We start from the raw sequence: 23,548 nt of genomic DNA on the forward strand, positions 1-23,548 counted from the left end.
TGCCCCATCGTGCGTCACTCCGAAGCGAAGAAGTCGCTGCCGTGCTGGTCGACCAGTTCGAGCGCACGACCGCCGCCTCGCGCGACGCAGGTCAGCGGATCGTCGGCGACATGCACGTGCAGGCCGGTTTCCTTGGAGATCAGGCGATCCAGATCGCGCAGCAGGGCGCCACCGCCGGTGAGCACGATGCCGCGTTCGGCGACGTCCGAGCACAGTTCGGGTGGCGTCTGTTCGAGCGCGCTGCGCACCGCGCTGACGATGCCCGACAGTGGTTCGTGCAGTGCTTCGAGGATCTCGTTGGAGTTGACGGTGAACATGCGCGGCACGCCTTCGGCGAGGTTGCGGCCGGAGACTTCGATCTCGCGGACTTCCGACTGCGGAAAGGCGCAACCGACTTCGAGCTTGATCTTCTCGGCGGTGGATTCGCCGATCAGGGTGCCGTGGTTGCGGCGCACGTAGTTGATGATCGCCTCGTCGAAGCGGTCACCGCCGATGCGCACCGATTGCGAATAGACCACGCCGTTGAGCGAGATCACCGCGACCTCGGAGGTGCCGCCGCCGATGTCGAGCACCATCGAGCCGCGTGCCTCGTGCACCGGGATGCCGGCACCGATCGCCGCCGCCATCGGCTCCTCGATCAGGTACACGTCGCGCGCGCCGGCGCTTTCGGCCGATTCCTTGATCGCGCGGCGCTCGACCTGGGTCGAGCCGCAGGGCACGCACACCAGCACGCGCGGGCTCGGGCGGAACATGCGCGCGCGATGGACCTTCTTGATGAACTGCTTGAGCATTTCCTCGGTCATCGTGAAGTCGGCGATCACGCCGTCCTTCATCGGCCGGATGGTGACGATGTTGCCGGGCGTGCGACCGAGCATGCGCTTGGCGTCGGCACCGACCGCGGCGACCGAACGTGGACCGCCCGGGCCGCGATCCTGACGGATCGCCACCACCGAGGGTTCGTTGAGGACGATGCCCTGGTCACGCACGTAGATGAGCGTGTTGGCAGTGCCCAGATCGATCGACAGATCGTTGGAAAACAGACCGCGGAGACCTTTGAACATGACGCGGCGCGAGCCTTTTGTGAATGCGGGGAAAAGCGGGCAATTCTAGTGGCTGGGACGGCCACGGACAAGAACGAAGAGGTTAAAAAAGCCTTGTTTGACGCACATTTGCGCGCATCGCTTGCGCATTTGGTGAACTCGCGCAGGGTTTCGTGCCGTGACGGGGCGGGTGCCGCTCCGCCGGGCGAGGCTGCGATGACGTGCGCGACTCGGTTAAGCTTGATCCTTTGTGCGTCCCGCGAGGGGCGTTTCGATCACCCGGTGCGGGAAGGATTTCGATGTCTGCCTTGATCTGCGGTTCGCTCGCCTACGACACCATCATGGTCTTCCAGGACCAGTTCAAGAACCACATCCTGCCCGACAAGGTGCACATCCTCAATGTCTCGTTCCTGGTGCCGCGCATGCGCCGCGAGTTCGGTGGCTGCGCCGGCAACATCGCCTACAACCTCAAGCTGCTGGGCGCCGATCCGATCCCGATGGCGACCGTGGGCCAGGACTTCGGGCCCTACCGCGAGTGGTTCCAGTCGATGGGCATCCGCCTGGACCAGGTGCGTGAACTGCCCGAGCTGTTCACCGCGCAGGCGTTCATGACCACCGACCTGGACAACAACCAGATCACCGCCTTCCATCCGGGCGCGATGCTGCGCAGCCACGAGAACCACGTGCGCGACGTCGAGGGCGTTACCTTCGGCATCGTTGCGCCCGATGGCCGCGAAGCGATGCTGCAGAATGCGCGCGAATTCGTCGAGCTGGGCGTGCCCTTCATCTTCGATCCAGGCCAGGCGATGCCGCTGTTCAATGGTGAGGAATTCCGCCATTTCATCGAAGGTGCGACCTATGTCGTGGTCAACGATTACGAGTCCAACCTGCTGCAGGAACGCACCGGCTGGGATGCGGCCACGATTGCTTCCAAGACCACGGCCTACATCATCACCAAGGGGCCCAATGGCTCGCTGATCCACCTCAAGGATGGCGCGCAGATGATGATTCCGCCTGCCCATGAACAGCGCATCGTCGATCCGACCGGTTGCGGCGATGCCTATCGCGCCGGCCTCATTTTCGGGATCATGCACGGCTATGACCTGCCCACCTGCGGCCGCATGGCCTCGCTGATGGGCGCGCTCAAGGTCGAGCACCCTGGTACGCAGAACCAGAGCTTCGACTACGCGCATTTCGCCGCCCAGTTCCGTCAGGAATTCGGTTACGCGCTCAAGGCCTGAAGCACTCCCACCGCCATCGTCCGGAGATCCAGCCATGCACAAGACCTCGCTTGCCCTGCTCGTCCTTGCCGTCAGCATCTCCGCCTGTGGCGCCAAGGGTCCCGGCGTCGAACTCGCCGGCCAGCATTTCTCGGTCGAGATCGCCGACACCGACGCCGCGCGTGAGCACGGTCTGATGGATCGCACGCAGATGCCCGCCGATCACGGCATGCTGTTCATCTTTGATGACGACGCGCCGCGCGCGTTCTGGATGAAGAACACCAGGATTCCGCTCGACATGCTGTTTTTCGACGCCGACCGGCGTCTGATCAGCGTGCAGCACGACGCGCAGCCATGCACCGCCGATCCATGCCCGCCGTATTCCAGCGGCGCGCCGGCGCGCTACGTGCTCGAGCTCAATGGCGGCAAGGCGCGTGCACTGGGCGTGTCTCCGGGCGACGTACTCACGATCCAGCGCTGATCGAATCCTGCCGCTCGCGCATCGACATCGAGCGCGAACGGCAGGCCGCAGCGGTAGGGTACGAGCGGCGCGCCGTCGGCGGCGCTGCCGGGGTCTTCAACAGGTACGAAAATGCGCATGGCGTGCTCCTTGGTGGACACGCCACCATCCCAACACGCGCGCATGACGACGTCCGGCGCCGATGCGGGCGAACTGCGGCACGCAAGTGGCAGCGTGCGGGCAATTTCCTCAATTCAGACCTGCACCATCTCGAAATCGGACTTGGTCACGCCGCAGTCGGGGCAGGTCCAGGTCTCGGGCACGTCGTCCCAGCGCGTGCCCGGCGCGATGCCGTCATCGGGCCAGCCCTGGGCTTCGTCGTAGATGAAGCCGCAGACCACGCACATGAAGGTGCGCAGGGGCGTGTCGACGGGCGCAGCAAGGGGGGACTGGGACATTTCCGGGGCTTCGGGCAAACGCGCAGCGGGCATTATCGAGGCTTGCCCGCCGGCGGGAAAGCGCGGCGGACCGGCGAGCCCATGCGGCGACGCCCATACCGCGGACAGTGCCGCGCAGATCAGGCGTCCATCGGCATTCCGGCTCGACACCTGCGAGGCGCCCGCGTAGCCGTCGCCGGGCCTGATGGACTTCGCCCCTACGCGATGTCTGGGACGATCCGCCCGCCCGTCTGACCAGGCGGTGCGGTGTTTCAGTTCGCGGGATCGAAGCCGTCGGCAAACAGGCGGTCGCACTCGAACATATCCGTCGATGCCAGGTTCTGCGGTCGGCGTCCACCCACCAGCAGGGGGCGTCCCTGCAACCATCCGCCGCCGCTCAATCCCCGCGTGGCCGGCAGTGCGGGAAAGGCGCGCCAGGTATTGGTTGTCGCGTTCCAGGCGATGGCCGACCCGGTCACGTCGCGCGGCAGGGCCCCGCCACCGACATAGCCACCCACCAGCAACACGCCCTGCGGGGTGTCGATCGTGGCCGGGGCGACGCGCCCGATGGGCAGATCGGGAATGGGTGCATCATCCCAGAGGTTCTGGACTGGATCGTAACGGTAGGTCTTGGCGCTGCCGATGGTGGTGTCGTCAAATCCGCCCACGCCATACACATGGCCATTGCGCGCGAAGCCGGCGAGGTGGGCAATGGGGCTCGGGTAAGGTGCGCGCGTCGACCAGGTGTTGCTGCCGATGTCATAGGCTTCGGTGACGTCGGTCACCGTACTGCTGAGTGTCATGCCACCAAACTTGTAGATGTGGCCATCCAGGATGGCGAGGCCAAAGCCACGCGCCGGGATGCTGAACGGCGCCATCGTTTCGTAGACATTGGTCTGCGGCGTGTAGCGGTACATCGTTGCCGAGATGACGCCGGCGCCGCTGGATTCCTGACCGCCGAGGATGAAGATGTGGCTTCCGTCGTTGACTGCGCCTGCCCAGTACCGCGCTACCGGCATATCCCCGATCTGGATCCATTGCTGGCCATCGAACTTGTAGGAGGCAGCGGTCACGCCCGATGTCGTCCATCCACCGAAGCTGTACAGCACGCCATTCATCACCGTGGTGGCCTGGCTCTCGATCGCGATCGGGTAGGGATGCTCATGCCTGCGCCAGGGCGAACTGCCCGGCACCGGTTTGCCGCAGACGATCGAATCGACCCACCAGCCGGGCCGGCTCAATGAATTGTCCGCAGCAATGCGCCAGCGCAGCTTCACCTCCTGACCGATGGCGCTCGCCGGCAGCTGCACCGTCGTCGTCACATACCCGCCACTGTTGCCGGTCCAGGCCTGGCGTCCCGCGATCGGGCTGCCGTAGCTCGTCGAGACCGTCGAGTTGTAGCCGCCTTCGAGGAAGCTGCCACCCGCGGTGAGGATGTCGGAGAATGGGCCGCCGCCGATCGAGATTTCCAGCACGCCGCCATCATTGCCCGCCTCGGTGTCGAAGGCATGGCGGAAACTGATGATGGCATTGCTGCCGTTGACGCTGCCGGAGGGGGATTGCAGGTAACTGTCGCCGACCGCCGCGGGCATCGGTGCAAACGCCGCGTTCGCCGGCGTATCGGCCTGGCTTGCCACGGTAGACCAGGCGACGCCTGCACCATCGACCGTGGTCTGCCAGCCGCCCGGCAAGGCCGGCACGTTGATGTCTTCGAAGAATTCGGGACAAAGCTGCGCAAAGGCAGCCGATGACGCGAACGCAAGACTCGCGGCAAACCACCTCAGGTACGCAGGCCTCATGGGCACCCCCTATTGAGTTGCGTGCACGATAGCGTGGCGGCGCGGGCGGCGACAACCAACCGCTGGCTTGCCGCGCCGATGGATGCCCGATCGCGGGCCTCAAGGGATCTGGAAGCCGTCGTCGAAGATCGCGTCGAACTGCAGCTTCATCACGCCAAAGCGCGCGCGCGTGGCCGAGGATTTCTTCGACAAGCCGCCAATCAGGATGCCGCCCGAGCCGAGCGCGATGCGGTAACCATCGTTGCGGTAATCGTTGCGATTGTTCGGGTCTGCGGTCGCGAATCCGCCATAGCTCTTGCCGCCAATGCCGAAGCTCGCATCCATCCAGCCGTCGGCAAGGAAGCGCGCGCAGACGACGTAGCTTTCCGGGCTGCCGGCGACATAACCGTTCACGGCGGCGAATCCGGTGATCAGGAAGTCGCCGCTGGCCCGAACCAGGATGTCCTCGATCGCGCCCACGTCACCGGTGGTGCGATGGAATACGGTCGTGCCGGTGCCAGGCGCAGTTCCGCCATTGGCGGCGAAGCGGCTGACGAGGAAACTGCCGGTCGTGCCGTCCAGGGCCGCGCCACCGGCAATGATGACGCCGCTACGGTCGAGGGCGAGGGCGTGAAACGAACTGTTGAAAGCCAGCTGCAGGCGTCCGTCGCTGCCGAACGCGGGATCGCGTACACCGTTGGGCAGCAGCCGGGCGAGGGCGGCGTATTGCCCGGTCAGGGAATTGGATGCCAGCGCATCACCGGCCAGCACGATCTTGCCGTCGGGTTGCAGCGCGATCGCGCGCGCCGTATCACTATTGAGGCCGGACGGGCCGCCCAGATCGAATGCAACCTGGGCCACGCCGCCCGCACCGAAGCTGCCATCGCCAGTCCTGTCCAGGTTCATGCGCAGCACCATCATGTCCAGGTTGCCCAGCAAGCCGAGCGTGCTGCCCGCGATCAGCAATTTGCCATCGGGCTGCTGCAACAGACGGTTCGCATGGGTGCTGCCATTGAGCAGGATCGTGTTCCAGCCCTGTGGACTGCCCAATCCGGGCACGAGTGCCGTTCCGCCGGTGTTGAGGATGGCCAGCAACAACTGGTTGGAATCATCGCCGACGAGCGCGATGTTGCCGTCCGCGAGCACGATCATGTCATTGAGCCAGAAGCCGGCCGGGGTCTGGAACAGATCGAGGCGGACATAGCCGCCCACGCCGCCGGGCCCGCCCGGTCCGAAGCTCGTGTCGAAACTGCCATCGGCGTTCAGCCGGGCAACGCAGAACTGGCGGGCGCCGGTGCCGGTCAGGCAGGTACCGGCCATGAGGATTCGGCCATTGCCCAGCACGCGCAGGATCCGGCCGGAATCGCCGCTGCCATTGCTCACATCAAAGGCGCGGTAGCCGCCATTGCCAAAGCCCGGGTCGTAGTAACCATCGGCGGCATCGACCTGATTCGAGGCGGTCGTCAGCACCGCGAACATGACAAGGACGAAGAGTGTGCGCAAGAAATCTCCAATCGACGCGGTGGCCGTCATGACGGTCTGACTCATCGGTGTACCCCTTGTTGGGAATCGTGCTGGCTGCGTGATGGGCGCGGACAGGGATCGCCCCTACTCGACGCATTTCATGTCAGCCAATTCGGAACGGTCAAGCGTTTTCATGATTTCGCCACCCGGTCGGCGCGGGCGCCTGTCGGGTGAGCGTGAACTGTGGCAGCATGCCCCGCGCATCACGCATCACGCATGGCGCGGAATCGGGGACCGACGATGTCCGACGGTTTGCAATCCTTCCTGTTGCGATCGCAAGGCACATGAACCCGCCTCGCGATGGCGCACCGCCGGCGGCATCCCTTGCGGCCAAACGCAACTCGCTGGCCGAGTGGAAGCAGTTGATGCTGCGCTATCCACTGACGTCCCCTGCGGCCCTGGTATCCCCGCTGCTGGCCGCGCTCGTGGCCAACGCGATGACCGCGCAATTGCTCATCAGCGGGCACATGACACCGTTCGAGCTGGTGGTGCTGGTGGCCCTCGAAGCGCTGCTGCTGACGGGCATGGCCTGGCTGCAGACCGTGGGCCTGCCGCGTGAGGCGATTGAGACGAATCCGATGCCGATGCGCCAGCGGCTGGGCGTGCTCGGTTTCGGCCTGTTCTGGCTGGCCGGCGTCTACTCGATCGTGTTCATCGCGATGGTGCCCTCGGGCGAGGAAATCCTGCGCGCCGCGCGCGATCCGGTGGGGTTTCTTTCCGGTTCCAACCTGAAATGGCCGCTGCTGGTCACCGCGGTCGGCGCCATGTTCGATTCGATGCGGGATGCAGCCCACCTGCGCCGTCATGGCGGCACCCTCGTGAGCACGCCGGGTTTGCACGGCGTCGCGCGCTGGCTGACCCTGATCCTCGGCGGCATTCCGTTCTTCGTGCCTTTCGCGGCACTCGTGTTCGGGCTGATCCATCTGGGCAAGAGCGCCTACGCGTTCTTGATCCGCCGGTATGGCGCACCGGGCGAGCGCACGCAGATCCTCCTGATGTTCATGATTCCGCTGGCGGCTTGGCTGGTCTTCAATGGCGTCGCTTGGGTCGGCGCCTGGCTGGAGCCCTGGATCAAGGGCGTTGGCTGGTGGGCCTTGTGCTACGTCTGCGCGAAATTCGTCGCCGAGCTGTTCTTCATCTGCATTCCGCTGATCGCCGCCAAGGCGCATGCCGAAGAAGCTCGGGCGCTGGCCCAGTCATCCTCCGCGCAGGTCGGCGAGCGCGACTGAGCAGGCGACCGGCGCTGCGCAGCCAGCTCATTCGAAGCCATCGTCGAAGATGCGATCGCCGCCATTCGCAGCAGCCGCGACGCCGGCACGCAGGTAGCTGCCGCGCCCGGTCGGCCACAACGTGCGCGCGCTGTGCGTGCCGGGCAGATCGAATGCAACGACACCGGCATGAGCTGTATTGACGAGGATTTCCAGATCGGCATCGTCATCGATGTTGGCGAGCGTCGGTGCGGCGAGGCCACCGCTCCAGCCGCCACCGCGTGCCACCGGAAGATCCACCGCGAAAAGCTGCGTGCCGATGGCGGACAGCACGAACAGCTTGCCGGGTTCGGCGCGGCTTTTTTCGCCCCAGCTCGTGAACAGCACTTCGGCCTGGCCGTCGTTGTCGAGGTCGGCGACCACGGGCTCGGAAGCGAAATGAATCCCGGCGCCGGGTATCACGAACGGCCATTGTCCGTGCTCGCTCTTGTCCAGCCACCACGCGTGCAGCTTGCCGTCGTAGCTGGGCAGCAGGAACTCGCTCGTGCCATCGCCATCGAGATCGGCCACGACCGCGTTGGCGGCGATGTTCTCGATCACGTTGTAGTCCTGCGACAGCGGCGCGCCACTGGCAGCTTGCAGTGGAATCACGCTCCAGTCATGGCCGTTCCCGCTCCAGCGCGTGCGGTCGCCGCGCAACAGCCACAGGTCGTAGTAGAGATCGGTGTAGGGATCGGTATCGCAGTTGTAGACATTGCCCGGTTGCACGAGGACGTTCGCGCCGAACAGTCGTGCGATGGCTGGCGCCGAGGAAGCGAAGTTCGGACGCCGCTCGCTGGCGCACATCGTCCAGCCGCGCAGGTCGGCCGCTTCATCGACATTGACGCCGACTTCGGCCCAGGTCTTGTTGCCACCGCCGCTGCTGGTGCCGAACATCGAATGCGCGCGAATCTGGTTGCCGTCGCGGTCGAGTGCAGTCACGTAGTGGGTGTCGTTGGGTGCGTAGATTTCCGGCCCGTCCACGCCATCGAGATCGGCGATGGCGAGGTTTTCGTTGTACATGCCCGCGCCGTAACCGGGTTCACCGTTGCGGCGTGCGGGCCAGCCTGCGCGCACGCTGCCGTTGGCAGCCAGCACGTTGACCTGACGCGTGGAGATCGATGCGGCAGAACCGACGATGACCTGCAGTTGGCCGTTGCCATCGAGATCGGCGAGCGCGAGCGAACGCACCTCGCCGCTGGTGAACGCCGTCACCGGCCAGCCGCTGCGCACGCTGCCATCGAGATTGTAGGCGGTCACCTGTCCGCCGCTGCGACCGACCACGAGCGCGAGCTGACCATTGCCGGCCAGGTCGCCCAGCGCAACGCCGGGCCATGCGCGCCCATCACTGGCCGCGCGCCATTTCAGGCTGCCGGTCGCGCCATCGAGCAGGACGAGGTCATAGCTCGCCGCTGCGACCGCCATCTGGCCATCGACTGCGACGGCCAACGGCGAGCTGTACCACCCGGTCTGGCACCACGAAGTGAAGCAGCCGCCATAAGCCCATTTGAGCTGCGGCGCCGCCAGTTGCGCGCAAACCAGGCTCGGCGCGGACAACAGCGCGCACAGCAGCATGGGCGAACCAAGACGAGCAGGCATCGGCGTCTCCGGTAGTTGCGGGTGCAATTGTCGCCGTTCATGACGGCGCAGGGTGCTGCGTCGACGCTAAACTGTGAATTGGGCCCGGCATTGCATCACGTGTCGACTCCGCGCCATGCCCAGCGCGCGCGGGACGTGTCTGCCCATGTGGCACGTGCGGCCGCAGCGCCGGCTCCGACTCCTCCTTCTGCCATCGATCCAGTCATGACCACCAACCACGAATTGTTCCAGCGTTGCCTCGCGCACATCCCCGGTGGCGTCAACTCGCCGGTGCGCGCCTTCAAATCGGTCGGCGGCGAGCCCTTCTTCACCCAGCGCGCCGACGGACCTTATCTTTGGGACGTCGAGGGCAAGCGCTACATCGACTACGTCGGCTCGTGGGGGCCGATGATCGTCGGTCACAACCATCCGCAGGTGCGTGCCGCGGTCGAGCGCGCGATCGGCAACGGCCTGTCCTTCGGCACGCCCAGTCCGGACGAGGCCCGCATGGCCGAAACCATCGCGCGCCTGGTGCCCTCGATGGAAGTCGTGCGCATGGTCAACTCGGGTACCGAGGCGACGATGTCGGCGATCCGCCTTGCGCGTGGTGCGACCGGCCGCGACAAGATCGTCAAGTTCGAAGGCTGCTACCACGGCCATGCCGACAGTTTTCTCGTCAAGGCCGGCTCGGGCGCGCTCACCTTCGGCGTACCGACCTCGCCGGGCGTGCCCAAGGCGCTGGCCGATCTCACGCTGACCTTGCCCTACAACGATCTCGCCGCCGCGCAGGCACTGTTCGCGCAGCAGGGCGACGACATCGCGTGTCTCATCATCGAGCCGGTTGCGGGCAACATGAACTGCATCGCGCCGCTGCCCGGCTTTCTCGAAGGTCTGCGCGCACTGTGCACGAAGCACGGTGCACTGCTGATCTTCGATGAAGTCATGACCGGATTTCGCGTCGCGCTCGGCGGCGCGCAGGCGCATTACGGCATCACACCCGACCTCACTACCTTCGGCAAGATCATCGGCGGTGGCATGCCGGTGGGTGCCTATGGCGGACGTCGTGACCTGATGCAGCAGATCGCGCCGACCGGACCGGTCTATCAGGCCGGCACGCTCAGCGGCAATCCGGTGGCGATGGCCGCGGGGCTGGCGATGCTCGAACTGGTGCAAACCCCGGGTTTCCACGATGAACTTGCGCGGCGCACGCGCCTGCTCTGCGATGGACTGCAGGCGCTCGCCGATGAAGTCGGCTTGGCCTTCAGCACCAATCGCGTCGGCGGCATGTTCGGAATCTTCTTCGCGCGCGGTCCGGTCACCAGCTATGCGCAGGCGACCGCCGCCGACGTTGCGCGCTTCAATCGCTTCTTCCACGCGATGCTCGATGCCGGCGTGTATCTCGCGCCCAGTGCCTTCGAGGCGGGTTTCGTTTCCATCGCGCATGACGAGGCGGTGATCGCCGCGACGCTCGAGGCCGCGCGCAGCGCATTTCGGATCGCGCTTTCGCCCTGAGTCGTCAACCGCGCCCTTCGGCGCGGCACGTGCGCACGCTGGCGAGTGCACACGGATCTTTCGCCTGCATTCAGTCCTGCATTTTCGGCAGGACTAGCATGGGTGTACCGCATGAGCGGTAATCAATTCAGGGATGTCATCATGAAGACCACCTTGCTCTCGCTGGCGGTCAGCCTTGCGCTGGCCCTGCCGGCTGCCGCGAGTTTCGCGGCTGAGATGCCTGCTGCGGCAACGCCTGCCGCGCAATCAGCCACCACGACCACCAAGGCTGCCGCCACTGCGCCCGAACTACACAAGGCGATGCGCGCGCTCTGGCATGGCCACATCGTCCATACCCGCGCCTACGCGCAAGCGGTGAAGGCCGGCAACGCCGCTGCAGCCACGCGCGCGGCCGATGAAACCGTCGCCAATGCCAAGGAGATCGCGCATGCGGTCGCCGGCTTCTACGGCGAGGATGCGGGCAAGGGCATGCTCGATCTGCTCGCCGGACACTGGCAAGGCGTGAAGGACCTCACGGACGCTCGGCATGCCGGCAATGATGTGGCGGCCGACAAGGCGATGAACGAGCTCGACGAAAACGCGGGCGCAGTCGCCAAGTTCCTCTCGGGCGCCAATCCGAACCTGCCCTATGACGCCGTCAACGGCCTCATGCTCGCGCATATCGGCTATCACGCCGGACAGATCCAGCAGATCATGAAGGGCGACAAGGCTGGCGAAGCCAAGACCTGGAAGGACATGCAGGCGCACATGGACATGTTCGCCGATGCGCTGTCCGACGGCATCGCCAAGCAGTTCCCCGACAAGGCCAAGTAGGCAGCGTTGCCGGCGCTGTCAGCTTGATGCCACGAAGGCCGGGCCTTGGCCCGGCCTTCGCGCGTTCAGCGGCCAGGCTTGCTGTCGAGGAACAGATCGGGCAGCAGCTCTTGCGACGGATCCACGGCATAAGGCGTGAAGTCGCTGACGCCCGATCCTTGCAGGACTTCCTCATCGATGAAGAAATTCCCGGCCAGGCCGCGTGCGGGCTTCACCAGGATGGCGTGCGCGGCATCAGCGAGGATTTGCGGCTTGCGGCAGCGATTCACATCGATGCCGGGAATCATCTTGAGCGCATCGGTGGCGATGATCGTGCGCGGCCACAAGGCATTGACCGCGACACCGCGCTGCCCGAATTCGCCGGCAAGGCCAAGCGTGACGAAACTCATGCCCATCTTGGCCAGCGTGTAGCCGACATGCGGTGCCCACCAGTGTGGCGCGAGCGATGGCGGTGGTGCGAGGGTGAGGATATGCGGGTTCGCCGATTCGAGCAGATGCGGCAGGCAGGCTTGCGCGCAGAGGAAACTGCCGCGCGCATTGACCTGCTGCATGAGATCGAAGCGCTTCATCGGCGTGTCGAGCGCGCCGCGCAGCCAGATCGCGCTGGCGTTGTTGACGAGGATGTCGATGCCGCCGAAGCGCGCCACGGTCGCCGCGACCGCAGCCTGCACGTTGTCTTCGTCGCGGATGTCGCACTTGATTGCAAGCGCCCGGCCGCCGGCGGCTTCGACCGCCGCCGCCGCGGTGTGGATCGTGCCCGGAAGTTTCGGATTGGGCACGTCGGATTTCGCCGCGATGGCGATGTTGGCGCCGTCACGCGCGGCGCGCAGCGCGATCGCCAGGCCAATCCCGCGCGAAGCGCCGGTGATGAACAGTGTTTTTCCGGACAGTGTCGTCATGTGCGACTCGCGTGCATTCCAATCGGTCTGCCAGTGTAGTCCCCATGCGTGGGTTTGCGACGCGTGGAGTCGGCATTCAGGCCTGCTGTGCGCGGGCGGCGCGATAGGCAACCAGCGCCGCACGCAGGCGCGTGAGCCCCTCGGCGACATCGACATCGCCGATGTTGATCGGTGGCACGAAGCGCAGCACGTCGGGCCCGGCCTGCAGGATCAGCAGGCCCTGCGCAGCCGCATGATCGAGGATTGCTGCGGCCTGCCCCTTGTGGCCTTCGGCCAGCAGCGCGCCGAGCATGAGGCCGCGACCGCGCACGAGTTCGAACAGGTTCAGATCGCTGCCGATGGCTTCCAGGCCCGCGCGCAGTGCCTGTGACTGCCGCGCCACGTTGTCCAGCAGGTCGGGCGATGCGAGCTTGCGCAAGGCCACGCGCGCGACTGCACTGGCCAGCGGATTGCCGCCGAAGGTGGTGCCGTGCGCGCCGAACTGCATGACCTGCGCGACCTTCGCGCCGGCCAGCAGCGCGCCGATCGGAAAACCGCCTCCCAGCGCCTTGGCCAGCGTCACGATGTCGGGCACGATGCCATCCTGTGCATGCGCAAACAGCGTGCCGGCACGACCCATGCCGCACTGGATTTCATCGAGCACGAGCAGCGCATCATGCCGATCGCACAGTGCGCGCACACGCGCCAGATAGCCCGGCGCCGCAGGCAACACGCCGCCTTCGCCCTGCACGGGCTCGAGCATCACCGCGGCGACGTCGCCCTTGTCCATTGCCGCAGCCAGTGCTGCCGCGTCATTGAACGGCACATGGCGAAAGCCTGCCGGCAGCGGCTCATAGCCGGCCTGATACTTGGGCTGCGCGGTCGCGGTCACCGTTGCCAGCGTGCGGCCATGGAACGAGCCTTCGCAGCTCACGATCACGCGCCGTTCGGGCGCACGGCCTTGTGATGCGGCCCACTTGCGCACGAGCTTGATCGCCGCCTCGTTGGCTTCGGCGCCCGAGTTGCACAGGAAGGCACGCTCGGCAAAGCCGGAAGCCTCGACCAGCTCGGCGGCAAGATGCAGGGGCGGCTCGCTGTAGAACGCATTGCTCACATGCCAGAGCTTGTGCATCTGCTCGGTGAGCGCAGCGACGAGGTCGGGATCGCAATGGCCCAGCGCATTGACTGCAATGCCGGCGCCGAAGTCGACGTATTCGCGCCCTTGCGTATCCCACACGCGGCAGCCCAGGCCACGTTCGAGCACGAGTGCGCGTGGCCGGTAGACCGGCAGCCAGTAGCGCTCGCCCAGGGCGAGCAGATCGGAAGTCTTCATCGTGTCCTGGTGATGTTGGGTGATTCACGCGCGCGGGCGGCCAGTCACGATCCACCCGCAGCCTGACTGTACATGGGCGCAGCGTGCGGCCGCTTGCAGCTTACGGGTTTTCTCACGCGCACCAGCTTGCCGGCAATGACCCCGAGCCGTCTGGCTCGGGGTGCCGGATGAGGGCGCTTGCGCCCCGGTGCCAGTCGGGGGCGACGCCTCCGTCGCGGATACCGGGGATACTTCGGACTGCGACCCCGGGTCTTCGCAGGGCTATGGGTTCGGCGACTCGAACGAGTCGGCGAAGATGAAATCCCACACCGCGACGAAGTTGGCGATCACCGTGCAATCGGCGATCACCGGGGCGGTGGTGTAGGTATTGCCCACCAGCGTGCCGCCGCAGCTGCCGCCGATGCTGCCGATCACATGATCCATGTCGTCGGGGACGACATCGATGCTGACGACACCGCCTGTGGCCACCCCGCGCGAAGGGCCGATGCTGCCGCCCGGGGTGGCTGAGGTGCTCACCCGATAACCCGGCGTGCAGCCATCCGACCAGGTACCGCCGGTGGCCGCGTTCCACGCGGCATCGGTGGGCGACGGAGTGTGCAGGAAGTTGCTGCACAGGGCCGACTGGCCAGGCTCGAGGCCAGGTGGCGCGGCGGGTGGCGTGCCGCTGAGCTCGTTGCCATCCACCCGGAAGTACTGCAACGAGGTCAATCCGCTGAGGTCGGGAATGCTGCCGCTGAGCTGGTTGTAGCCCACCCAGAAGACCTGCAACGAGGTCAATCCGCCGAGGTCGGGGATGCTGCCGCTGAGCTGGTTGTTGCTCACCCAGAAGGTCTGCAACGAGGTCAATCCGCCGAGGCTGGGGATGCCGCCCGTGAGTTGGTTACCGTACGCACTGAAGGACACCAGCGAGGTCAATCCGCCGAGGTCGGGAATGCTGCCGCTGAGCTGATTGTCGTCCACCCGGAAGGACTGCAACGAGGTCAATCCGCCGAGGTTGGGGATGCTGCCGCTGAGCTGGTTGTTGCTCACCCAGAAGTACTGCAACGAGCTCAATCCGCCGAGATCGGGGATGCTGCCGCTGAGCTGGTTGTAGCCCACCCAGAAGTATTGCAACGAGGTCAATCCGCCGAGGTTGGGGATGCTGCCGCTGAGCTGGTTGTAGCCCACCCAGAAGTATTGCAACGAGGTCAATCCGCCGAGGTCGGGGATGCTGCCGCTGAGCTGATTGTCGCTCACCGAGAAGGACTGCAGCGAGGTCAATCCGCTGAGGTCGGGAATGCTGCCGCTGAGCTGGTTGCCGACTGCATCGAACGTCGTCAGCGAGGTCAATCCGCTGAGGTCGGGAATGCTGCCGCTGAGCTGGTTGCCGCCTGCATCGAACGTCGTCAGCGAGGTCAATCCGCCGAGGTCGGGGATGCTGCCGCTGAGCTGATTGTCGCTCACCGAGAAGGACTGCAACGAGGTCAATCCATCGAGGCTGGGGATGCTGCCGTCGAGCTGGTTGTTGCTCACATCGAACCACGTCAGCGAGGTCAATCCATCGAGGCTGGGGATGCTGCCGCTGAGCTCGTTGCCGTCCACACGGAATGTCGCCAACGAGGTCAATCCGCCGAGGCTGGGAATGCTGCCGCTGAGCTGATTGCTGCTCACCGAGAAGGATTGCAGCGAGGTCAATCCGCCGAGGTCGGGGATGCTGCCGCTGAGCTGATTGTTGCTCACCCAGAAGTATTGCAACGAGGTCAATCCGCCGAGGCTGGGAATGCTGCCGCTGAGCTGGTTGTAGCTCACGTCGAACCACGTCAGCGAAGTCAAACCGCCGAGGTCGGGGATGCTGCCGCCGAGATTGTTCTGCTGCAAACAGAGTTCTGTCACATGCGCGTTGCCGTCATCGCAGACAATGCCGTACCAGGCGTTCTCGCAGGGGTCGCCGACCGTCCAGTTCGTGTGGGTGGTCCAGGCGGCACCATTGGTGCCGTTGTAGAGGTCCATCAGTACCTGCCGCTCGGTGGCCGGTACAGCCGCCTGCGTGGATACGGAAAGGCCGAGCAGGGAAAACATCGCCAGGGCGGGCGGAAAAAACAGCGCTGAGGAGGGGTTTCACGAACGCATCTCCTTGTACGTGTCCAATGAGTAGTCCTGCCCCGGACTGCGGGCCCGCCGAGTCTGGCAGCTTGCGGCAGGGAAAATCGGGATCGCAGTCGCATGTGTCGTGATTTTCCATGCCGCAGCTTGCCTGCGCCCATGCCGGCTGCCGGCTGCACCCGGAAGGCAAGGTCGCAATGTCCGCGATCGAATACGCCGCTGCCAGAGGTGAAAACGGCTGCCGGAACGTCGATCCCGTCCGGTGCTTCCTTGTCCCGCGCTGCACGCGGCATGCAAGGTGCGCGATCACCACACGCCGGTGTTGGGCATCGAGGCCCAGGGTTCGGCGGGTGGCAGGCGCGCACCCTTCTGCAAGAGTTCGATCGAGATCAGGTCCGGTGAACGCACGAAGGCCATGTGGCCGTCGCGTGGCGGGCGGTTGATCGTCACGCCCAGCGCAGCCAGATGTGCGCAGCTTGCGTAGATGTCCTCGACCTCGAAGGCGAGGTGGCCGAAGTTGCGCGCGCTGCCGTAGTCCTCGTCCGAACCCCAGTTGTGGGTGAGTTCGATCTCGGCCTGCGGCGAGCCTTCGGCGGCGAGGAAGACGAGCGTGAACTTGCCCGCTTCGTTGTCCATGCGGCGCACTTCATGCAGGCCAAGACCCTGGCAGAAGAACTTCAGCGCTGCGTCCAGATCGTGGACGCGGATCATCGTGTGCAGATAACGCATGGCGTAGCCTGGCAGCGGCGCGGAATGCCGATTTTCGCGCCGCGTTCGTGCCTGCGCCAGTACGGCGCAAGGCGGCGCAGCGGTCGCCGGCCGGCGTGCGCCGAAGTCGGGGTATTCGCGCCCATGCGTATCCCCCGCGCGACAGCCCGGGCCGCGTTCGAGCACGAGTGCACGTGGCCGGTAGACCGGCAGCCAGTAGCGTTCACCCAAGGTCAGCAGCCCAGTGGTGCTCATCGACGCACTCGAGCGCAGGCAAGGGATTCAGTTGAAGCAGGGAAGGGGAGCGAATTCGGGTGCGACCATCGGCAAAAGGCAGTCCCGCCCTCAGCGTCGCCGGCGCGCGCGCTCCATCCGCGCCATGTTGCGATCGTACTTGGCGCGTTGCGCGGGTGTGCACGATTCCAGCCACGCGCTGTTGCACGGATCGCAGTAGAACATGCGCTCGCCGCGCGTCCAGGCGAACACGGTGCGATCACTGTGCAGGGTGTTCGCCCCGCAGCGCGCGCAGCGAAACATCTTCTCCTTGGGCGCCTTGGGAATGACCAGGCGCAGCACGATCTGCGCGAGGATCACGGCGATGATCGCGGCGACTAACCAACCCAGTGGAGACATCGGTGGCTTCCTCCTGCAGCTGATGCGAGTGATGGCTGCGCGATCCGTGATCGCGATGATCCGCGACAGGTGGGGCGTCGCGCGCATATCATGACAGCGTAGCGATCAGCCTGGAGCAGCGCCCATGGGCGAGGGAGAGAGGGCCGGGAATGCCGTCCGTCCGCAGCTGCGGGTGATCGATGGCGGGCGTCACCGGCTCGAACAGGAGTTGCTCGGGGAAGCGATTTGGGGCAATCACGACGATCGCTATCGGGCGCGCGTCGAGCGCTTGAAGCCGGCTGGCTTGCTGACGCCGGTGCCTGCCGTCGAGTCGACCAAGCTGCCGGATCCGGCTTGAAGCACGGTTTCACTCGCTCTGGATGCGCGACAACAGGCGCGTGAGCGCAGCGAGCCGCGCGATCGGCTCGTCCAGTTGCAAGAGATGCTGTCGCTCGGTTGCGGGCAAGGGCAGGTGTTCGGTCAATCGCCAGCCCACCCAGCACGCATCATCGAGCAAGGCGCGTTCATAGGCGTCGGCAAAGCCGCCGATGCGCTCGAGCAGTCGTTCGAGGATCGTCGCCAACAGCGCGTATTCGGGGGGCAGCGGCTGCGCGATGTCCTTCGTGCACAGCGCGACCTCGCCATGCAGCAAGCCGTTGTCGCGCACGCGTGTGTGCATCACGCGGAAGCGTGCACCGCCCTGCACGCGGATGCCGAGCAGACCATCGGGCAAGGTGTGGAAATCGATGATGCGGGCGAGCGTGCCGACTGCCGCGGGCACGGCGGGCGCGCCGACTTCCTGACCCGCGAGGATCAGGCACACACCGAAGGCGCGGTCTTCGCGCGTGCACTCGCGCACGAGGTCGAGATAGCGTGGTTCGAAAATGCGCAGATCGAACAGGGCGCCGGGAAGCAGCACGCTGGCGAGCGGAAACAGCGCCAGGTCGAACGTATTCACGCGGCGGCAACGACGCTGCGGTGGGCGCGCGTGTCATGCATCAGCGGCCGCCCGGTTCGAGTGCCGCGGCGAAGCGCCGCGGCGCGTTCTCGAAGCCCCCGTTGGACATGAACACGACATGGTCACCCTTGCGGGCCTGTTGCAGCAGCGCCGTGATCAGCGCATCGACGCTCGCCACCGCCGCGCCGCGACCAGCGAGCGCGGTGACGATGCCGCTGGCATCCCACGCGAGCTCGGGCCGTGCCAGCAACACCACCGCATCGGCGTCGCGCAACGACGGTGCGAGTTCGGCGGCATGCGCGCCCATGCGCATCGAATTGGAGCGGGGTTCCATGCCGACCAGAATCCGCGCCGCGCCGACCTTCGCACGCAGGCCGGCGAGCGTGGTGGCGATTGCAGTCGGGTGGTGGGCGAAGTCGTCGTAGACGCGGATGCCGTGGATGTCGGTGATGAGCTCCATGCGTCGCGCGACGTTGTTGAAGGTGCTCAAGGCCGCGATCGAATCGACGGCAGGCACGCCGGCAGCGTGCGCGGCCGCGATCGCGGCGAGTGCGTTCATCACGTTGTGGCGACCATTGAGTTGCCACTGTGCCTGGCCAAGTTCCTGCCCGTGGTGACTGACGATGAAGCGCGAGCCATCGGCACTCACCAGTTGCGCGCGCCAGTCGCCCGCTTCGATGCCGAAGGTTTCCAGGTGACTCCAGCAACCCATCGCGAGGACTTCGGCCAGGCGCGGATCCTCGGCGTTGACGATCAGGCGTCCATTGCCCGGCACGATGCGCACGAGGTGGTGGAACTGGCGCTGGATCGCGGCGATGTCGGGGAAGATGTCGGCGTGGTCGTATTCGAGGTTGTTGAGGATCGCGATCGACGGGTGGTAATGGACGAACTTGCTGCGCTTGTCGAAGAACGCGGTGTCGTATTCGTCGGCTTCGATGACGAAATCCGTCGCAGGCTGCTCCGCAGTTCCGTCCCTGGAGCGCTCCCCGGCGGGCGTCCCTGCCTCCCCCTCATCCGCGCGATGGCGGCTTCGACCCAGTCGTGCCGACACGCCGAAATTGGCGGGCACGCCACCGACGAGGAAGCCCGGTTCGCGCCCGGCCGCTTCGAGTATCCACGCCAGCATCGAGGTGGTGGTGGTCTTGCCGTGGGTGCCGGCCACCGCGAGCACGCGGCGATGGCGCAGCAGCGTGTCGCCGAGCCATTGCGGGCCGGACACATAGGGCAGGCGCGCATCGAGCAGGTGCTCGATCGCCGGATTGCCGCGCGAGAGCGCATTGCCGACGATCACCAGGTCCGGTGCGGGCTGCAGGTGCTCGGCGCGATAGCCCTGCGACAGGCGGATGCCGAGGTGTTCGAGCTGGCTCGACATCGGCGGATACACGTTCGCATCCGAGCCTTCCACTTCGTGTCCGAGTTCGCGCGCGAGCGCGGCGATGCCGCCCATGAAGGTGCCGCAGATGCCGAGTATGTGCAGGCGCATGAGGTAGGTTCCTTGTCAGCCCGGGCCGAAGACGATTTGCTCGATCGCCCACCAGGCGACGATCCACGCGACCACCAGAGTCAGCGCGAAGCCGGAACTCATGTCGGCGGCATGGCGCACGATGTGGGCGATCGCCGCGACCTGCCACAGGAACACGCCGAACAACAACCAGGCCATCAGCATCTGCGCAGTCGTTGCCGGTGTCGTCGCCGGCGGCATGCCGCCCACCAGCAGTACGAAGCCCTGCACCAGCGTGAAAGCCATGCTGGTGGCGACGATCGCGGTGGCGGTCTGCACGTAGCGGTTGCGCAGATCGCGCAATGCCAGCGCCACCCAGCACAGGCCGAGTATCACCAGCGAGGACAGCAGCGAGCGTGCCAGCGCGTTGCCGTCTCCGGCCAGCGTGTTGCCGAGCAGCACATCGAGCGCGGTGCTCGCCAGCAGCAGCACGATCAGCAGGCGCGGCGACCAAGGCAGATCTTGCGGGCCACCACGCAGCAGGCACAGGCCAAGCACGCGGGCGGGCAGGGTGGTCGGGGCGGGGTCGGGCCGGTTCATCGCGGGCCGCAGCGCAGGCCGGGGTGCCGATCAGGCGGCAGTGGTCTTGGGCAAGGCGTCCAGCACGCGGCGCGAAATATCCTCGAGTTCGCCCACGCCATCGACGCAGCGCAGCTTGCCGATCTGTTCGAAATGGCGCGCGACCGGTTCGGTCTGTTCGCTGTACACGCGCAGGCGCTCGCGCACGGTTTCGGGCGTATCGTCGCGGCGTCCTTCCTTGGCAGCGCGGCCGGCGATGCGCTCGACGATGAGTTCGCTGGGTACATCCAGCTTGACCGCGACATCGAGCGGCTGGCCCAGGCGCGCGAGCAGTGCCTCCAGCGCCGCGCACTGGGCGAGGTTGCGCGGGTAACCGTCGAGGATGAAGCCGCGTGCGGCGTCGGCTTGGTTCAAACGCTCTTCGAGCATGCCCAGCACGATGTCATCGGACACCAGCTGGCCCGCTTCCATCACCGCCTTGGCCTTGAGCCCGAGCGGCGTGCCGGCCTTGACCGCGGCGCGCAGCAGGTCGCCGGTGGAGATGTGGGGAACCTGAAGCTGCTGCTTGAGGCGTTCGGCCTGTGTGCCCTTGCCCGAACCGGGTGCACCAAGAAGAACCAGTCGCATGTTGATCCGTGAACGCCACTGGGCGTTGCATACTAGGGGAAGGGCCGCGCCGGCTGGCAGCGGTGACAGGCTTCAACGCTAGCGGCTGCCCGGAAACGTGTCAAACCACCATCAAACCGCGAAGGACCACCCGCAATGAGCCAGGGCCGACTTCTGTACGCGCAGTCGGGCGGCGTCACCGCCGTCATCAACACCACCGCCGCTGCGGTGATCGCCACCGCGCGTTCGCGCAAGCTGCCCGTGCTGGCGGCGCGCAACGGCATCATCGGTGCGCTGCGCGAGGACCTGATCGACACCACTCGCGAGAGCGCCGCCGCGATCCGCGCGCTGCGCCACACGCCCGGCGGCGCGTTCGGTTCCTGCCGTTACAAGCTCAAGTCGATCGAGCAGAACCGCGCGCAGTACGAGCGCCTGATCGCGGTGTTCAAGGCGCACGACATCCGCACCTTCCTCTACAACGGCGGCAACGATTCGGCCGATACCGCGCTCAAGATCTCGCAGGTCGGCCGCGAACTGGGCTACCCGGTCAATGTGATCGGCGTGCCCAAGACCGTCGACAACGATCTTGCTGTAACCGACTGCTGCCCGGGTTTCGGTTCGGTGGCCAAGTACACCGCGGTGTCGGTCGCCGAGGCCAGTCTCGATGTCGAGTCGATGTGCGCGTCCTCGACCAAGGTGTTCATCGTCGAGGTCATGGGGCGGCACGCGGGCTGGATTGCCGCGTCCGCGGGCATGGCTGCACGCAAGGCCGGTGATCCGCCGCAGCTGATCCTGTTTCCGGAAATCGCCTTCGACGAGGAGGCTTTCCTCGACCGCGTCAAGGCGACCGTCGCCAAGGTCGGCTATTGCACCGTGGTCGCTTCGGAAGGCCTGAAGAACGCGGCCGGTCAGTTCCTCGCCGAAGCCGGTACCCGCGATGCGTTTGGCCACAGCCAGCTCGGCGGTGTCGCCCCGGTGCTCGCGCAACGGGTCAAGCAGCAGCTCGGCTTCAAGGTTCACTGGGCACTGCCCGATTACCTGCAACGCTCGGCGCGTCATCTGGCCTCGAAGACCGACGTCGAGCACGCCTGGGCGGTGGGCAAGGCCGCGGTCGAATACGCGCTCGCAGGCAAGCATGCGGTGATGCCGGTGATCGTGCGCACCTCGGATGCGCCGTATCGCTGGAAGATCGAGCCGGCGCCGCTGGCGAAGATCGCCAACCACGAAAAGAAGCTGCCGAAGAACTACATCACTCGCGACGGCTACGGCATCACCGTCGCCGCGCGTCGCTACCTGGAGCCGCTGATCCGCGGCGAGGATGCGCCGCCCTACCTGCGCGATGGCCTGCCCGATTACGTGCGTCTGAAGAACGCGCCGGTGCGGCGCAAGCTGCCGGCGTATTCGATCAGCGATTGAGCAGCGCCGCAGGGCTCCGGCGAGGCCAGGCGTTTCACGGCCACTCAGTCAGTCCCTCCAGTTCGTACAGCCGCTTCCAGCTCGGTCGCGCCTTGAGCGCGCTTGCCAGCGCGGCCAGATGCGGCCAGCTCGTCGCCGGGCGCGGCATGTTGCGCGACCAGCGCATCAGCATGAGCGCATAGAAATCGACCAGCCCGTGCTGTTCGCCGAGCAGGTGCGGGCCATGTTGGGCCAGATGTGCGTCGATATGGCTCCAGCATTTCTCGATGCCGATGCGCGCGGCGTGCTTGATCGTCTCGGCGGCTTCGGGCAGGTGATCGCCGGGGAAGAACCATTGGCGGAACAATGGCTGCAGGGTATTGGCGAGATAGAACATCCACTGCAGGTAATCGGCGCGCTGCGGGCTGCCCGCGAGCGGCGCAAGGCGCGCATCGGGATGGCGTTCGGCCAGCAGCATCGCCAGCGCCGCGGCTTCGCCGTGCGGCTTGCCATCCACGACGAGCGTCGGCACCACGCCCAGCGGATTGAGCGCGAGGTAGCGCGCTCCGTGTTGTTCGTCCTTGTCGAAGTCGACGCGTTCGAGCGTGTAGGGTGAGCCGATCTCGAGCAGGGCCAGATGCACGACGAGATTGGCCGAACCGGGCGAGAAGTAGAGCGTGTACATGGCAGGTTCCGTGTAGGGCGGGGTCATGGACGGCCAGGCGATCGCGATGCGACGGTCATCCTGCCACGCCGGCGTCGCGCCCGCAGCAGGGACGATCGCTGTGCGGCGATTTCCGCGAATCGCCCGCGCTCAACGCGATGTTACTCAAGGCGGCGCGACGAATTCGTCGTCGCGCAGGCTGACGAAGATCAAGACACACAGGATCAGCATGAAGCAGCGGAACGCGCTTTCGCTGCCATTCCACTGGCTCGACATCCACATGCCGAACCATTCACCACCGATCGACATGAAACCGACCTGCCAGACGACGAAACCGAGGGTGAGGCCGCCGATTGCCCAGGCCTTGGCATGCTGGAAGCGTGTTGCCGCAGCGTGACGTTGGCGCCACATGCGCCAGGCGCCGAACCAGCAAAGCCCCGCGGTGATCGCCTCGCCGGCGATGATCGCGGCGTAGGCGAGATGCTGCAGCGCCGGCTGCTCGATCGCGCGCCAGCGGATCGTGCTGTCGGCGAAGATCGTGTCCATCGCCAGCACATGCTGGACGAAGGCGAGATTGCTGCCGTAATCGCTGAGATTGCCGAACGCGACCAGACTCGCATACAGCGCCACCGCGGCAACGCACGTACATTTGGACCAGCGCAGGATCAGCATCGGCATGCTCC

Annotated in this window: 23 protein-coding genes; 7 read left to right on the forward strand and 16 right to left on the reverse strand. The window is 65.9% G+C overall.

Features of this window, described 5'->3' with window-relative positions; genetic code table 11:
* Window positions 1-14: 14 nt before the first annotated feature.
* Window positions 15-1,061 (reverse strand): rod shape-determining protein, encoded by a 1,047-nt coding sequence (locus tag KF759_RS08895; RefSeq protein ID WP_291224653.1) that lies wholly within the window; start codon window positions 1,059-1,061, stop codon window positions 15-17.
* A 278-nt stretch (window positions 1,062-1,339) separates the two neighbouring features.
* Here KF759_RS08895 and KF759_RS08900 point away from each other — a divergent pair, with 278 nt between their 5' ends.
* Together KF759_RS08900 and KF759_RS08905 are read left to right on the forward strand one after the other, a co-directional pair.
* Window positions 1,340-2,281, forward strand: a complete 942-nt coding sequence (locus KF759_RS08900; protein ID WP_291224655.1) for a carbohydrate kinase family protein — start codon at window positions 1,340-1,342, stop codon at window positions 2,279-2,281.
* Between the two features lie 34 nt (window positions 2,282-2,315).
* Complete coding sequence (locus KF759_RS08905; RefSeq protein ID WP_291224657.1) at window positions 2,316-2,741, forward strand: DUF192 domain-containing protein; 426 nt, start codon at window positions 2,316-2,318, stop codon at window positions 2,739-2,741.
* 233 nt (window positions 2,742-2,974) lie between these two features.
* Here the strand turns inward: KF759_RS08905 and KF759_RS08910 are convergent, their stop codons facing one another.
* The 3 genes from KF759_RS08910 to KF759_RS08920 form a co-directional block, all read right to left on the reverse strand.
* A complete protein-coding gene (locus KF759_RS08910) occupies window positions 2,975-3,178 on the reverse strand; it encodes a rubredoxin (RefSeq protein WP_291224659.1) in 204 nt (67 codons plus the stop codon).
* Between the two features lie 251 nt (window positions 3,179-3,429).
* The gene (locus KF759_RS08915; RefSeq protein WP_291224661.1) at window positions 3,430-4,956 is read right to left on the reverse strand and encodes a hypothetical protein; all 1,527 of its coding nucleotides are present in this window, start codon (window positions 4,954-4,956) and stop codon (window positions 3,430-3,432) included.
* Between the two features lie 99 nt (window positions 4,957-5,055).
* Entirely contained in the window at window positions 5,056-6,483 is a 1,428-nt protein-coding gene (locus KF759_RS08920) for a hypothetical protein (RefSeq protein WP_291224663.1), read from the reverse strand.
* 260 nt (window positions 6,484-6,743) lie between these two features.
* On the opposite strand from KF759_RS08920, the gene KF759_RS08925 reads away from it, so the two are divergent.
* A complete protein-coding gene (locus tag KF759_RS08925) occupies window positions 6,744-7,688 on the forward strand; it encodes a hypothetical protein (protein WP_291224665.1) in 945 nt (314 codons plus the stop codon).
* Between the two features lie 27 nt (window positions 7,689-7,715).
* Here KF759_RS08925 and KF759_RS08930 read toward each other — a convergent pair whose 3' ends face one another.
* On the reverse strand, window positions 7,716-9,305 hold the full coding sequence (locus KF759_RS08930; protein WP_291224667.1) for a VCBS repeat-containing protein: 1,590 nt from the start codon (window positions 9,303-9,305) through the stop codon (window positions 7,716-7,718).
* Between the two features lie 204 nt (window positions 9,306-9,509).
* On the opposite strand from KF759_RS08930, the gene hemL reads away from it, so the two are divergent.
* Both hemL and KF759_RS08940 read left to right on the forward strand, forming a co-directional pair.
* On the forward strand, window positions 9,510-10,796 hold the full coding sequence (gene hemL / locus KF759_RS08935; RefSeq protein ID WP_291224669.1) for a glutamate-1-semialdehyde 2,1-aminomutase: 1,287 nt from the start codon (window positions 9,510-9,512) through the stop codon (window positions 10,794-10,796).
* Window positions 10,797-10,937: 141 nt separating this feature from the next.
* Complete coding sequence (locus KF759_RS08940; protein ID WP_291224671.1) at window positions 10,938-11,609, forward strand: hypothetical protein; 672 nt, start codon at window positions 10,938-10,940, stop codon at window positions 11,607-11,609.
* Between the two features lie 65 nt (window positions 11,610-11,674).
* On the opposite strand, the gene KF759_RS08945 is transcribed toward KF759_RS08940, so the two are convergent.
* From KF759_RS08945 to KF759_RS08970, 5 genes are all read right to left on the reverse strand, one after another.
* Window positions 11,675-12,508 carry an NAD(P)-dependent oxidoreductase gene (locus KF759_RS08945; protein ID WP_291224673.1) on the reverse strand — a complete coding sequence of 278 codons (834 nt, stop codon included), beginning with the start codon at window positions 12,506-12,508 and terminating at the stop codon, window positions 11,675-11,677.
* A gap of 76 nt (window positions 12,509-12,584) precedes the next feature.
* Window positions 12,585-13,820 carry an acetylornithine/succinylornithine family transaminase gene (locus KF759_RS08950; protein WP_291224675.1) on the reverse strand — a complete coding sequence of 412 codons (1,236 nt, stop codon included), beginning with the start codon at window positions 13,818-13,820 and terminating at the stop codon, window positions 12,585-12,587.
* A gap of 261 nt (window positions 13,821-14,081) precedes the next feature.
* The gene (locus tag KF759_RS08955; protein ID WP_291224677.1) at window positions 14,082-15,878 is read right to left on the reverse strand and encodes a leucine-rich repeat domain-containing protein; all 1,797 of its coding nucleotides are present in this window, start codon (window positions 15,876-15,878) and stop codon (window positions 14,082-14,084) included.
* A gap of 330 nt (window positions 15,879-16,208) precedes the next feature.
* Window positions 16,209-16,631, reverse strand: a complete 423-nt coding sequence (locus KF759_RS08960) for a VOC family protein (protein WP_291224744.1) — start codon at window positions 16,629-16,631, stop codon at window positions 16,209-16,211.
* Window positions 16,632-16,955: 324 nt separating this feature from the next.
* Window positions 16,956-17,243: a hypothetical protein gene (locus KF759_RS08970; protein WP_291224679.1), complete on the reverse strand. Its 288-nt coding sequence runs from the start codon at window positions 17,241-17,243 to the stop codon at window positions 16,956-16,958.
* A 124-nt stretch (window positions 17,244-17,367) separates the two neighbouring features.
* On the opposite strand from KF759_RS08970, the gene KF759_RS08975 reads away from it, so the two are divergent.
* Entirely contained in the window at window positions 17,368-17,580 is a 213-nt protein-coding gene (locus KF759_RS08975; RefSeq protein ID WP_291224681.1) for a hypothetical protein, read from the forward strand.
* Between the two features lie 9 nt (window positions 17,581-17,589).
* Here KF759_RS08975 and KF759_RS08980 read toward each other — a convergent pair whose 3' ends face one another.
* The 4 genes from KF759_RS08980 to KF759_RS08995 are packed head-to-tail and all read right to left on the reverse strand — an operon-like array spanning window position 17,590 to window position 20,827.
* The gene (locus KF759_RS08980; RefSeq protein WP_291224683.1) at window positions 17,590-18,180 is read right to left on the reverse strand and encodes an LON peptidase substrate-binding domain-containing protein; all 591 of its coding nucleotides are present in this window, start codon (window positions 18,178-18,180) and stop codon (window positions 17,590-17,592) included.
* 40 nt (window positions 18,181-18,220) lie between these two features.
* Window positions 18,221-19,663, reverse strand: a complete 1,443-nt coding sequence (mpl, locus tag KF759_RS08985; protein ID WP_291224685.1) for a UDP-N-acetylmuramate:L-alanyl-gamma-D-glutamyl-meso-diaminopimelate ligase — start codon at window positions 19,661-19,663, stop codon at window positions 18,221-18,223.
* Between the two features lie 15 nt (window positions 19,664-19,678).
* Complete coding sequence (locus tag KF759_RS08990) at window positions 19,679-20,221, reverse strand: hypothetical protein (RefSeq protein ID WP_291224687.1); 543 nt, start codon at window positions 20,219-20,221, stop codon at window positions 19,679-19,681.
* Between the two features lie 30 nt (window positions 20,222-20,251).
* Window positions 20,252-20,827, reverse strand: coding sequence for an adenylate kinase (locus tag KF759_RS08995; protein ID WP_291224689.1), 576 nt, complete (start codon window positions 20,825-20,827; stop codon window positions 20,252-20,254).
* A gap of 135 nt (window positions 20,828-20,962) precedes the next feature.
* On the opposite strand from KF759_RS08995, the gene KF759_RS09000 reads away from it, so the two are divergent.
* Entirely contained in the window at window positions 20,963-22,222 is a 1,260-nt protein-coding gene (locus tag KF759_RS09000) for a 6-phosphofructokinase (protein WP_291224691.1), read from the forward strand.
* 34 nt (window positions 22,223-22,256) lie between these two features.
* Here the strand turns inward: KF759_RS09000 and KF759_RS09005 are convergent, their stop codons facing one another.
* A complete protein-coding gene (locus tag KF759_RS09005; protein WP_291224693.1) occupies window positions 22,257-22,886 on the reverse strand; it encodes a glutathione S-transferase family protein in 630 nt (209 codons plus the stop codon).
* 144 nt (window positions 22,887-23,030) lie between these two features.
* A complete protein-coding gene (locus KF759_RS09010; protein ID WP_291224695.1) occupies window positions 23,031-23,537 on the reverse strand; it encodes a DUF2165 domain-containing protein in 507 nt (168 codons plus the stop codon).
* Between the last annotated feature and the right edge of the window lie 11 nt (window positions 23,538-23,548).

This window comes from Dokdonella sp. (assembly GCF_019634815.1).
GTDB lineage: Bacteria > Pseudomonadota > Gammaproteobacteria > Xanthomonadales > Rhodanobacteraceae > Dokdonella_A.